This window comes from Pedobacter gandavensis, from assembly GCF_032678745.1.
GTDB lineage: Bacteria > Bacteroidota > Bacteroidia > Sphingobacteriales > Sphingobacteriaceae > Pedobacter > Pedobacter gandavensis_C.
Genome location: NZ_JAVTST010000001.1, coordinates 724774 through 738214, shown reverse-complemented (window position 1 = coordinate 738214; position 13441 = coordinate 724774). Strand labels below are relative to the sequence as shown.

The 13441-nt window shown below is 36.7% G+C and carries 10 protein-coding genes; 3 read left to right on the top strand and 7 right to left on the bottom strand.

Translation table 11 applies throughout. The annotated features are described in order from the left end of the window. The first annotated feature begins 70 nt into the window (after positions 1 to 70). Positions 71 to 2758, top strand: a complete 2688-nt coding sequence (locus R2S10_RS02910) for an amino acid adenylation domain-containing protein (RefSeq protein WP_316838938.1) — start codon at positions 71 to 73, stop codon at positions 2756 to 2758. Between the two features lie 23 nt (positions 2759 to 2781). Then, the gene (locus tag R2S10_RS02905; protein ID WP_316838937.1) at positions 2782 to 3219 is read left to right on the top strand and encodes a GNAT family N-acetyltransferase; all 438 of its coding nucleotides are present in this window, start codon (positions 2782 to 2784) and stop codon (positions 3217 to 3219) included. A gap of 189 nt (positions 3220 to 3408) precedes the next feature. Here the strand turns inward: R2S10_RS02905 and R2S10_RS02900 are convergent, their stop codons facing one another. The 6 genes from R2S10_RS02900 to R2S10_RS02875 form a co-directional block, all read right to left on the bottom strand. Continuing rightward, a complete protein-coding gene (locus R2S10_RS02900) occupies positions 3409 to 3537 on the bottom strand; it encodes a hypothetical protein (protein ID WP_316838936.1) in 129 nt (42 codons plus the stop codon). 32 nt (positions 3538 to 3569) lie between these two features. Further along, positions 3570 to 4523 (bottom strand): hypothetical protein, encoded by a 954-nt coding sequence (locus R2S10_RS02895; RefSeq protein ID WP_316838935.1) that lies wholly within the window; start codon positions 4521 to 4523, stop codon positions 3570 to 3572. A 106-nt stretch (positions 4524 to 4629) separates the two neighbouring features. Then, the gene (locus R2S10_RS02890) at positions 4630 to 6150 is read right to left on the bottom strand and encodes a hypothetical protein (protein WP_316838934.1); all 1521 of its coding nucleotides are present in this window, start codon (positions 6148 to 6150) and stop codon (positions 4630 to 4632) included. A 111-nt stretch (positions 6151 to 6261) separates the two neighbouring features. Then, positions 6262 to 6795 carry a hypothetical protein gene (locus R2S10_RS02885; protein ID WP_316838933.1) on the bottom strand — a complete coding sequence of 178 codons (534 nt, stop codon included), beginning with the start codon at positions 6793 to 6795 and terminating at the stop codon, positions 6262 to 6264. Then, a complete protein-coding gene (locus tag R2S10_RS02880) occupies positions 6792 to 7655 on the bottom strand; it encodes a hypothetical protein (protein ID WP_316838932.1) in 864 nt (287 codons plus the stop codon). Before R2S10_RS02880 ends, R2S10_RS02885 begins: the two co-directional genes overlap by 4 nt. Then, complete coding sequence (locus tag R2S10_RS02875; protein ID WP_316838931.1) at positions 7643 to 9949, bottom strand: argonaute/piwi family protein; 2307 nt, start codon at positions 9947 to 9949, stop codon at positions 7643 to 7645. The genes R2S10_RS02880 and R2S10_RS02875 overlap by 13 nt, the downstream gene beginning before the upstream one ends. 223 nt (positions 9950 to 10172) lie before the next feature. On the opposite strand from R2S10_RS02875, the gene R2S10_RS02870 reads away from it, so the two are divergent. Then, positions 10173 to 11165: a hypothetical protein gene (locus tag R2S10_RS02870; RefSeq protein ID WP_316838930.1), complete on the top strand. Its 993-nt coding sequence runs from the start codon at positions 10173 to 10175 to the stop codon at positions 11163 to 11165. Positions 11166 to 11471: 306 nt separating this feature from the next. Here the strand turns inward: R2S10_RS02870 and ltrA are convergent, their stop codons facing one another. Beyond that, positions 11472 to 12764, bottom strand: a complete 1293-nt coding sequence (gene ltrA, locus R2S10_RS02865) for a group II intron reverse transcriptase/maturase (RefSeq protein WP_316838928.1) — start codon at positions 12762 to 12764, stop codon at positions 11472 to 11474. Between the last annotated feature and the right edge of the window lie 677 nt (positions 12765 to 13441).

The following is a 13441-nucleotide window of genomic DNA, read 5'->3' as shown; positions in this document are numbered from 1 at the left end:
GTACTATTGATAGTGGTTAGTTAAAGGTGGTCGGTTATTTGAGCCTTAATCATCATTAACTATTGCACATATGTCTGAAAAATTATTTCAAACAGCACCCGTAGTTACTGAAGCAGAATTACGTGCTCTAACACTATTTAATAGTACAGAAACGCCTTATCCTGATTATAAAACTCTTCATGTCCTATTCGAAGAACAAGTATTGAAAACTCCGGATCAGGTAGCTCTATTGTGTGGAGATCAGTTGTTAACTTATAAAGAGTTAAATGACAGGGCCAATCAACTGGCAAGGAAAATTATCGAATTGGGTGTACGACCCGGTGATAATATAGGCCTGCTGATCGAACGAAACTTTGAAATGGTTATAGGGATGTATGCCATTCTTAAAGCAGGAGGAGCCTACGTACCTGTTGATCCCCATTATCCGATCGATAGACAGGAATACATTCTTTCAAACTCTGCAGTAAGTTTATTACTGTCTGATGTTGCCCATCCGATCCATGTACTGATGCCAGATTTAACAACATTAATTGTTGCTGGATTAGATTTAAATGGGTACAGTGCGCATAATCTGAATCTCCATATTGATAGTCGGCAATTGGCTTATACGATTTATACCTCAGGCTCTACCGGTAAGCCTAAAGGAGTAATGATCGAGCATCATTCTGTTGTAAACCTCATTCTATGGGTGAACAATCGCTTTAATGTTGGTTCAAATGATCGATTGCTTTTCATCACCTCCATGTGTTTTGACCTTTCAGTGTATGATATATTTGGTATTTTATCTAGCGGTGGATCATTGGTGATTGCAGAACAGAAACAGGTCAATGATTTTAATGAATTGCTGCACATGCTTCAGCATTATCAGATTACTTTTTGGGATTCGGTACCGACCACTCTTGATTACCTGATCAGGGAGCTGGAGACAACCAATAATAGCTATGTACAAGATCATTTAAGATTGGTGTTTTTAAGTGGCGATTGGATTCCATTAAGCTTGCCGGATAGAATTAAGCGGTTTTTTCCTTCCGCTAGTGTCATCAGTCTTGGTGGGGCCACAGAAGGAACAATTTGGTCGAACTATTTTCCCATCGAAGAGATAGATAAAAGTTGGAATAGTATTCCTTATGGTAAGCCTATTGCAAATAACTTCTTTTATATTCTTGATGAACAGCTACAGCCTGTGCCATTTGGTGCGATAGGGGAATTGTTTATTGGCGGTGTAGGTGTAGCACGAGGCTATGCAAATAGTCCGGAAAAAACAAAAGATACTTTTGTGCCGGATCCCTTTAATCAGAATTATGGGGGGATCATGTATCGGACCGGGGATCATGGACGAATGTTGCCGGGGATGAACATGGAGTTTATCGGTAGAAAGGATAATCAGGTTAAAATTCACGGATTCAGAGTAGAGCTGGGTGAAATTGAACATTTATTGAGTCAGTCGGTTCATTTAAAAGGTGCTGTAGTACTTGCAAAGTTGAATAGAATGGGGCAGAAGGATCTGATTTGTTATGTAGATCCGCTGGGGAAATTCGATAAGAATGCCGTCATTGATGATTTAAAGCTCCGATTACCTGATTATATGATTCCTTCGATATGGCTGGAGGTACAAAATTTCCCGCTAAATATTAATGGTAAGATTGATAGAAGAGCTTTGTTGGAAATGGAAGTTCCAGAGGAGCCCTCTAAATCGCATAAAAAGGCGGTTACTCCCCATGAGAAGATAATGGCCGACATTTGGCGGGAGGTTTTTAGTATTGAAAATATTGGTGTTGAGGATGATTTTTTTGAACTGGGAGGGCACTCTCTTATTGCGCTTCATATTATCTCTCATTTTGAGTGTAAAACCGGCATCAAACTTCCTCTGGAAAGGTTATTTAAACATTCTACCATTTCGTCATTATTGGCCTCTGTTAGTGATAAAGATGAACTGAAGAAATCACAATCGTTGATTCCTATCAAAACTTCCGGTAGTAATATGCCTTTGTATATCATACATGGGGATGGTTTATATGTATTAAGTTTTAAAGATCTGGCCAAATATGTTGATGCCGAGCAGCCTTTGTACGGCCTGCAACCAGCGGATCTGAATGGGGCTGATCAGCAGGTAGAAACATTGAGTGATATCGCCGGTCATTATGTAAATGAAATTATAGAACACAATCCTAATGGCCCATATGCTATTGCAGGTTATTCCTTTGGAGGATATGTGGCTATAGAAATGGCCAGACAATTCGCTTCACTTGGCAAAGAGCTGAAGATGCTCGGGATTTTTGATACAGATGCAGAAAATGTCTTTTATGCCAAGTCATGGCGGGTAAATTTACCAAGGAAAATTAAGCGACAATTTCCTAAAATGATCTGGATCTTTAAGTCTTTTATTAAAGATCCCTTAAGTACTTTAAATTATCAATTCAACTTGTTCTTAAGAAGGACGAATAATTTGATGTATAAGTTTGGTTTACGGAAAGATCCCAAAAAAGAAGGGGTTTTCAGTCAGATTAATATGATCAATCAAAAACAGCATGAAGCTTTTAAAGCCTATCATATCGAGCCATTTAATAATATTGTTTATCTTTTTAAGGCTAAAAAGCGGGTCTATTATGTAGATGATATTAAATCTTTGAGCTGGAACAAGTATGCCCTAAAAGGGGTGAAAGTTTTTGATGTCCCCGGAGACCATGCGACGATGCTACATGATCCTAATGCCCAGGAATTTGGAATAAAATTACAGGAAGCTTTAAACAGTTGTTAATAGAGGCTATAAAACAGAACGCTATGACTATCCAACCATTAACCGAAAATGACCTTGAAGATTGTGCTAAAGTATTTGTACAGACCTACAATCAGGCACCATGGAATTATCAATGGAAGATTAATGATGCTGTAAATTATTTAGCAGAATACTATTCTTCAGCGCAATTTAAAGGCTTTATTTTATATGATCATGAGGTCTTTGCAGGGGCGATGTTTGCCCATACTAAGACCTGGTGGACAGGGGATCAATTATATATTGATGAGTTGTTTATTGCTCCGAATTCCCAAAAAAAAGGATACGGAAAAGCTTTAATGAATTATGCTGAGCGGTATGCGCGGGATAATGGTTTAGGAACGATTACGTTAATGACCCACAAGTTTATGCCATCGATGAAATTCTATGAGGGTATAAACTTTGTACATGCTCAGCCCTTTGTGATTTTATTCAAACAACCATAAGGGAGTAATTTATTGATTTTTAGAATTGATATTCTCGACCGAAAATTTTGGAAATATAATATTCCTCTCCAAAATAAACATAACCTCTTTCATATAGTTCGAATGGTATTTCTGAATAATTAAAATAAGCAAAATCCTCTAGTTCGATTTTTGTATCATCGCACAAATAAAATGTAAGCAATTCATAATTTAGATACTTTCTTCTGATTTCACATGTAGAAAAACTAAGACAAATGCAGAAGTAAAAGATTTGTCGATAATCTTCTTTGGGATATTTCTCAGTTCATAGATTGCATTTGTTTCCAGGTAATATTTCATTTAGTTCGAATAAGTAATGAGGTATGCTTATCTTATTTAAAGTTTTCATCAACATATTTCTCCCAGTCTGCATTGTTGGGTTCCCTCTTATTTGCCTTCCTAAATAGGCTTAAGAAATTGCTCATTAGACCAGGTATTTTTTCTCGTACTAGTTGTTTCTTTGGAATCTCTAAAATTTCTTTCCAACGCTCTTCTTTCAAGATAACTGTTTTAACATTCGCACCTTCTCCGTTGTACATGAGCTCAATATCGAGCTCAGGCAATAATTGAAAAAAGTCTAAATACGCAACATTTTTTCTCGGTCTGATAAAGAAAAAGTAAAGAAGTGACTGCCCAAAGATGAAATTGTATGGCTGTCTGTAAATTGGATAAGCCATGTTAAAGCTTTTAGTTTCATCTTCTAAATCTTGATAGGAGCATATTACGAAATATAGCCCTTCAAAAATGGATGATTTTTTATTTATCTCCCGTATAAATTGACTACGCTTTATTTTTACTTTAAAATTTTGGTAGAGTGGTAATGCTTCATTTATGATGTTTCTAAGTTTTTCTTCTTCGTCTTCTGTAAGTCTAAATTGCGCAAAAAGTTCTTTATTCGTTATTGATATCCTAAATATCACGGTACAAATAAAGAGTAAAAACGCATAGTAGTTTATGTTTAGGGCTTCTTGTATTATATAATGATCCTTAACAATATCGCTAAAGTTATTTTTGAAACTTGGATTTTTAAATTTGTCCCTGTACTCTGTGCTAACATAATTTTCGACATACGCCATTCTTTGCTCACAACCTCGGCAAAATAGATAATCTTCGATTACAGATCCCGCTCCAGTATTATTTCTATAGTCGAAATTTGCGGCTGAATTTATAAGATAGCCTTCTTCTTCACCTCTTTTCCCGATGGTACTTTCCACCATGAAGGCTGACAGAAGGTGAGAACCCGTTTGTGTGGCTTCTCTATTTAGGCAAATTGAGCATAGTGGCATAATTATAAGTTAGTAATCTAAGGTAGGATTATTTAATATTGAACAATTCACGCCGATAGGTTCCTTTTAATTATGTAAAGAAACTCGACTGGAATTGAATTTATAACTAGTGTTTTTGTTTGTAAATCCAATTTTCTAAGGTATTGAAATTGAGGATGTCTTTATCCCTTGTAATAACCGGAAATCGCGATATAATAAAATGCTCAATATCTGTCAATCCTACCTTCGCCGTCACTAATTGCTCTCTATTGATTTCTTTTGTAATTGATTTTCTATAGTATTTAACCAATCTGCGGTTATGTCTTCCCATCAATTTATAATCTGTTCCGACCTTGGAAATATCGATAAGGTTATTTTTACATTGAAAATTATAAATCTTCCCGTTTTTTGTGGTTATAAGATCAAATTCCTTTTTATTTATCCTTGTAATTCCGGTGCAGTGATACCCTGCTTCTTCTAATAGCCTTTGTACCTTATCTTCAAATATGAACCCAGAATTTATCATAAAGCTTCTATTGCACTTTAATGCGCCAGTCAGTGTACGATACACAAACCTGGATAAAAGGACAACGGTGCTGTAACACCTACCATCAAATTTTTGAAAGGGTGCATAATCGTTTACTACATCAACGTAAGTCTGTCCGGTCGATGTTAATTTTAGTTTTTTTAGTTTATTCTGAATCTGGTCCAGCTCACTTTCATCCAGTATCACATTGTAATTATCTGTACAAAATCGAGCTATATGCATAAAAAGAATATTAAGTTCATCGTATTCCGCTAGTAATGAAACGTTATACTTTTTAAAGGCACCTTCGAATAACGCCATGGCATTCGCTATTTCATTGAAAGAAAATACAACGCCTTGAGGAGTAGTAATTGTTTTTGCCGGTTCTACAATGTCCGGTCTCAATTCCATTTGATCTATGAGAGATAAGCGTTCTGGTTCAAAAAAAAATCCTTCTAGGTTTTCGTATGTAAAATTAGTCTTAAACATCGTTCCGTCAAAAGTTACTTCATAATCCTCGATGCACTCATTAATCAACAAATGATAATATATTCCGGCAAAGCCAACCAAGCAGGTGTCAATTGTATAAAGAAACTGGTTCATTAAATCAATTTGCGGTACATTTTTTTTTCCTGTTGCTTTCAGCGGGATTAGGTTTAATATAGCTCCAAAGGCCAATCGTCTGGATTGAAAATAGTTTATTGATTGACTAACTGATGATAAACCTAAACCATATCCTATCATCGGCCACATATTTTTGGTATGATATGCATGGTCGATCGATAAGCTCATAATAGCCAATAACTTGAAACGTTTAGCTACTTCAGCACCAAAATTACTGTGAACGAGGGCAACCACTTTTTCAAAATCCTGTCTGCCTTTTGAAGACATCATTTCAAATCTTAATTTAAGATATGGTTCCCGATCATCTAATTCCATGGGAATATTGATAATTTCGTCCACACTACGTATAAGTGACCTCCAATTTTCAAACAATGAATCTGCTGAAAATTCCCCAATCAATTGATCAAACATTTGAGAATGATATATTATGATGTTCTTGAATAACTCCTCAATTTTACTTTTATCTCGGTAAATACCGGTTTCGGGTTTTAAATTCATGTTGTCTGGTTAGTTTATGAGTGTTCTTCGAAAATGTATAGTTAACGATATTCAGGATAACTAAAAACGTATCCATAGAAGTCATTAAGTGTTTTTCTAATGATAGGCGTGTTAATCTTTTGATAGGACCTTTTTGATAATAGCTAAAAAGCGACTACGTCGTAAATCTTTTGAAGCGTCTGCAAGTATAGACTGATACGCATTATCGACAATTTCATATGTTGATCTCAAATAATCACTGGTATTAATTGCCTCATGCTCTTTGATAAACCAGTGTTCACTTATGAGTTCATCTATAATGTGAATAGATTGTTTTGATAGGAAAATTCTGGAAACATTAATTTGCTCACGTATAGACTGAAGGGCTAAAATTGCTTTGGCGCTTTTTTCTTGAAAATGAGTAGTTTTCGTATGTAATTCGTCGTATTCTGAATCAGATTGTTGGAAATAGTCCAGTCGGTCGGACAACGAGTTTTTCCAGATTCCAAGATTTTTTAATAATTCATAGTAGTAATGTTCCCTTTCACTCCATTTTTCTGTAGACGACAAAACTATTCTCAAGCCAAATACAATAACTAATATCAATAATAGTGAAATTCCATAATGATTTGCCAGTTCAACGCCTTTTTCAAATAGATCGATCATGAATTATACGGATTAGAATAGCCGAAGAATTTTTGGATTATTCTTTCAAACGCAGGCCTAATGCCTGTAGTGAAATTAGTGATAGCAACACCGATTAGTCCGATGATCGTAACAGCATCTGCAAATCCTTGTTTAATTTCTGGGAAGTGATTTAGTATTTTGTAGATGCTGACAATCAAAAGAATGAGTAGAAGGTTATATACTATAGTAGAAATCAATTTCGTCCTCTGCGTAAACTTTGCCTCGAAATTTAGGAGCCATTTATGGTGTCTAGTATCAACCATTTCCCTTGAAATGATGATAAAGTCATAGGTTTTTAGAAAGCACAGGGCGATAAAGTCGTTACCCTGATCAAAAACAGAGATGTTTTTGGTAATTTCCTCATAAGCATCATCCTGCAGTTGTTTTGAAACTGCGGTTTGATCGACCAAATTCAAGAAAGCGATGACAACCGCTGGAATATTGCTTTTACTGTAATAGTTTTCTTTAATGATGTTTTCAAACGTTATTGTTGTGTTATTTCGTGTCCTTATACTGATAATCTGTTCTATCCATATTTTGTTATAGTTAAATTTGACAATTCCGGTTATAACTGTGAATATCAGATAATCGTTATGGACGAACGGAGAAATCGAATCTCTAGTTGGTGTTCGCCTGCTGATCGCTTTATAGTGAATATCAAAATTATTGACAGAGTTTGTTATTATCGCTTCGATGATACCATAATAAATGGTATTGATTTCATTCAAGTCACGAGGCTGGGTGATCATTTGTTTCGACAACAAATTGTCGAAAGCCATTAATAATTCATTGTCAACAATCGTTTGAAGATAGGTGGAACGATTTTCTAAAGGAACCATTTTTTTCGTTTTAAACTGTAATTCAAATGATCTGCATCCCATCCGTTGACAGTTCTCATTTTACTCAATAATTTTGAAATAAGGTTTGAATATAGCATTGTTGCCGGTTGCTCACCAGGTAAAAAACTTCTCCAAGATAGGTATGTAAATGAAAATATCTGTTGAACTATATAGGCCAAGTCATAATACAACTGTTCACCTAATTCATTATTGTCATAATTCCCTTGCGGTGTTCTAATTTTAATCTGAATAGGTGTGCTCATCCCTTGTCTGGTTGTCTTAAGTTCTTTCGGGCCGAACATTTGGACAACACATGTCTCGGAATCCAAAAAAATATTACTTGCTCTGTTTGGAATGTATGCTCCTTTACCTGATATCCCTACTTGGGTTGGTTCAAATAGCAAGTGGGGATGAGATTTGCTGATTGTGACAAAGGCAAATTTGATTTTGTATTTTGTGTTATTCTTGATGAACTGGCTAATTACATCAAACTCCATATTCTTAATAGGTTTAAAAATATGGAAAATCAACCTGACGGTATCGCCTTCAGCCCATCCTTGTTCCCTTTCTAAACGATTGAATGAGTAAGTAAGGCTAGATAATAATTCATTAAAATAATTTTCAAAAGATACATCTTTAACCTTGTCGCCTAGGAGGTATTGACCATCACTGGATAAAAAAGTAGTAATGCCAACTACTTTTGATTGTTCAGCACCCTTATACTGATTTTGTCTCATCCAACTGTGACCTATTCCAATAATAATTTCGCGGTCAACAGATTTTTGCGAGGGTAATACCCACGGTGTCCCACCTAGCTTTGCATAGATCTGCAATGCTAGTGAATTAAGAATGTACTCATTATACGCTTTCACTTTCTCAGTCGACACATATTGAACGGGAATCTCTAGAGAAAGCAATTTCGCTTTTAATTTATAATAAGGGTTATCATTATCTGGGAGTCGTTTAAACTCAGATGGGATTTCAATAATGGCCAAATCGGGCTTTGATTCATCCCATTCCCTTATGATTCGCAGGTATTCTGAAAGCTCAAAAGAACTAAGTTCGTTAATGTTATAGGTTAGATCCTGAAGTTCATATTTTTTCAGAAGACCTTTTTTGAAGAAATTGGAATTACTAATCCCGTCTTTAAGACTGCCCAGGAAATCTGTGAAATAACCTCTGTTTTCTCTGTGGCAAATGCAAATTACTGAGGGTGACTTGGTATCAAAGCTAATGCTATCATAAGGTCCAAAATTCGTTAAGCCCATGTCAGGACTGGTGCTATTAGTTTTTGTGCCTGCAGGATCGAAAATAAATGTCGGCGTTTTTAAATCAAATGTATTGTTTACAGTCATTGGTACATCTTGTACAGTAAAACAGAAACCATCGCTATTTTCAAATAGCACTTTTGCCCCATCCAGTCTACCTGTGAATAGATGTTTTGCAGTGCTATTTATTTCTTTGTAGAGGTTTTTTGTATTGTAAATTTCGCTTCTTTTACTTTCTATTCTATTTAGTACGGAGGTAGTCTTTTCCGGGCTCATGGCAAAATCTAAATATTTACCTATGTTAAACTTTGTTTTTTTTATGAAAAGTTCATGAAGCGGAAAGTTTACACTACCCTCATTAGTTTCTACAGTAGCCATTTCGCCATTGATATCTGCTATGGTTCCAACAAATTCCTCATTCGGTGCCAAAATATTACTCAATCCAGGAAGCACTTCACAATGTAGTACTTCCACTCCTGCCAAATCGTACCCCTCAATATGTAGGTCTAAACAAGTTTTTTCAAAAATCCAATTTCTTTTGATGTTGATCACAAATCCAAACTGCTTTTGGCCATTGATATTGGCCAATCTCAACTGAACTTCGATAAGTTTTTTATAAGCAATCTTACCTTGAAGGTGGCTAGGCAGTAGGTCGTGTATTAAGTCATCGTTATCCTGTTTGGAAAAGAACCTAAATGGATAAAAATCGACCGGGGTATAGGAAACAAAACGTTGCTTAAAAGTCCTGAAGAAAATATGTTTGATTAATGAGGCGGTGATACTGTGATCAGAAAAAACTCCTTTGGTTATATTGTCTCCAATTTCTATGACACCGTCACTTCCTGAATTTGAAATGTAAATGTCATCTCCATTGCGGAAAAATGAATGCGTTCGATTATGATTCCTTCTGAGTTCTTGTAAAGTCTCATCTGAATAGATAGTCTTAGAGATTTGAAATTCGTCAAAGTCAAATAAGATTGGAAAAAAGTTGAGTTGCATCGTTAATTTATGATCTGTTTCTATCAAAAATAGTTGATTTTAAACCTTTTCCCAAAATTTTTTCTTCACAAGATGTAATTTGTTTAAATATTCGGAAATGTGGGACTGAATTTATTTACGTCTTCTTGTTCTGTTATGGATTATTTATGTAATCAAAATATAAGCCCTTAGCCCATACTCATTAAAGCATCTAAGGTTTATAGATCATAAATAGTTTTATATTTAGAAAATCTATTTAATCATCAATCCAATGGAATTTAAAAACCGTACACTCTCCCAAATTGCAGATCTGATATGTGGTAATTTTATAAAGGAGGAGAGTTTCTTTCGTTATAGAAGCAGTATGTTTTTAACCGAATTTTTTCGGGACGTGGAAACTGATTATGAACATGATGGATCGACTCGTGGGATTTGGGTTGGTGACACTCTAAAACTTATCCTTCAGGAGCCAAGTAGCGAACACAAAATGCCTTCAGATACTTTTATTAAAGTAATTCAGGTTCTTATGGATCAATCTGACGCTAATAACGAAGACAGTAATAGGGCTGGAGCGCTAGGGACGTTGAATACAGTACTTTTAAGAGAAGGATTTGAAGCTTTTTATGCAGAAGATAGAAAATGTTATCTCAAGCATATTGCGTCTCAGAAAATCCTTAAACCTTCAGCTAATCCTCATCGACCGTTTACCACAGCAGAATCCAAACGAAGAGGGATGCTTAGTATATATTTAAATAGTTGCTCTGAGGACGAACTCATTGAGGAAATATTGTTACCACTTTTCCGGCAACTTGGTTATTATAGAATAACTGCAGCAGGACATAAAGACAAGTCATTAGAATATGGGAAGGATATTTGGATGAAGTTTATGTTGCCAAGCCTACACATGCTTTACTTCGGTATACAAGTCAAAAAGGGAAAATTAGACGCGGCTGGAATGTCTAAATCTACAAATGCTAACGTTGCAGAAATATACAATCAAGTATTGATGATGCTTGGCCATGAAATTTTTGATCCAGAAATTGGGAAGAATGTTTTGGTGGATCATGCTTTCATTGTAGCGGGTGGAGAAATTACTAAATCAGCCAAAAACTGGCTTGCAGGTAAACTTGACACTTCTAAACGAAGTCAGGTAATGTTTATGGATCGTGATGACATTCTTAACTTGTTTATAGTTAATAACCTACCTCTACCTGTTTTTGCACTGCTCAAAGAAGATGGTGATGATGATGATCTCCCATTTTGAGGTTTATAGAAACTATTTGAGTAGGTTTTATTCAAATTTTCAAGAAGAAAATTCGATATGTACATAAATGAAATGGTCTAAAGATCATGATGGACAATTTAAGGTTAAACAAATGTAGCCTTGCAGTTAATGGACGTCAAGTCGTTTAATGAATGAACCTTCTGTATATCAGAAAGTTACGTGTTCATTCGGTGAGTCGGGGGAACTTCAATTTACTTCCGGGTAGAGCGGTTCGTTACCTCCCCGCACCCCCACAGACCCGTGCGAGCATCTTTCTTGCACACGGTTCCTCCATTTACGGCTTTGCTATAAGTAGGAGTGAATGATCTTGGGTCTTAATAAGGGCTCCCATTGTTCTACAAGTTTGATGATCCTTTCCCATGTCCATATTCGTTTACCCCCTCTACGGTTTAACCATTTCTGAAGTATGCGCTTAGTACCGTGATAATAGGATCTGATTTTCCTGAGATTAAATGTTATGCCATAGTACCCATAATAGCCTCGGAGCTTTAGGTTGATTTCATGGATAAGATGTTTTATGGACAGCTTATCCCTGTTCATTTTGATCCAGTCATCCATCCTTATTAGCGCCAAATTTAGCTTTTTGCTGCTCGTTTTGCGCATCAGCACCAGATTTCCTTTTCTGCTTTTAGCCATGTAATGGGTAAAGCCTAGAAAATCAAAAGTTCTGCTTGATTTCGCCTTTTGAGTATCTGCGCCAAGATCTATTACTCTGGTCTTTTCAGGATGTAATGTCAATCCAAATTTACCTAATCGCTTAGGTAATACTTCCATCATCCGCATTGCATCTTCTCTGTTTGTAAAACCTAACAGATAATCATCAGCAAAACGTATGATAAAGCTTTTTCCTTTGAGAAGAGGTTGAATTTGTTCTTTGAACCACTCGTCTAATACATAATGTAGGAAGATGTTGCTGATCAGCGGGGAAATTGATCCGCCTTGGGGCGTTCCTTCCTGCGGATAGCTAAGCTGTCCTTTGTCCATTATGCCTGCTTTGAGCCATTTGTCGATCATTTTTCTGATCACTCCATCTTTTATCCTTCGGTCAAGGAAATTCCTTAGGCTTTGGTGATCTATACTGCCGAAGTAATTTTGGAGGTCTGCATCTATTACATAGCGCATCCCTTTAAAGCTTACTTCTTTAAATAGAGCTTCCAATGCCTGATGCTGCGATTTTTCCGGTCTGAATCCATAAGAGCAGGGGAGGAATAGTTGTTCATAAACTGGGGTTAGAATCCTGGTTATTGCTGTTTGCAATAGCTTGTCTTCTATGGTGGTCAAACCCAATGGGCGTAATTTTCCATCCCCTTTAGGTATATATACCCTTCGGATATGGGGTGCCCTGTATTCGCCACTCTTGAAGACCGCCAGTAACTTAGGTATTCTTTCTCCTTTTTGTGTCTGATAATCCTTCCATGTCTGACCATCGATACCGCTTGCACCCTTTTTATTCAGGGTTGCAAAACAAGCTTCCAATAGTCCTACATCTACCATTTCATGCAGGTTCGTTAGGGCTTCGCTAGGATATTTCCTCGCCCTTTCCGCTATCTGCATTTCTACTGTTAACAATTGTTTCATGTCTCTGGTACACTGATTGTTTCTGAAATGCAGCTCCGTAATATAGGCATCTCCCTTCCTTACTCAGTGGCTTTCATGGAGCTGATTTTCCACCTTTCTATCAGTACTATGAAGATGCTAAGAAGCCTTCGCTCTTTTCCATTCCTTCGGTTTCCCTCGGTCAGGATACCATTCGATATCGCCTTTTCTTATGTACCTATCAGGGTGGCAATATGTACCCTGTAGGTTCGGATGCTTCTGGTGCGGTCATCCTTATTTTCCGCTTTTCGTATGGAAGCGGGAGGCTCTCCTGTGTTCCCGTACAACCCCATTATGCTTTTGATATGTTCTAAGACCCCGGTCGAATCTTGCCGCCTTGTCATTAGCGCCGGTTTGATATTGCCCTGGTGTCGGTGATAACCAAGGCTTCGACATTTCAGCGGTTTCGAGACTCAATAGCATACCTTAGGCAATCGCTGTCTACGCTTCGTGCCATCATTTCTAATGACTACGCAAGACTCGCTTCCGATGGATGACTAGTCCTTGTCGGTCAGGTTTGGATACCTGACAGGTTGTAAAGAGGTGTTTCATTTGCAATCCCCACCTCACGAGCTTTTCACAGCGCAACACCGAATCGCTCACTTTTTTTATGAGAATCGGTGCAAGTTTTGGTACCCCCGTAAAAGTAAAAAGGCCGT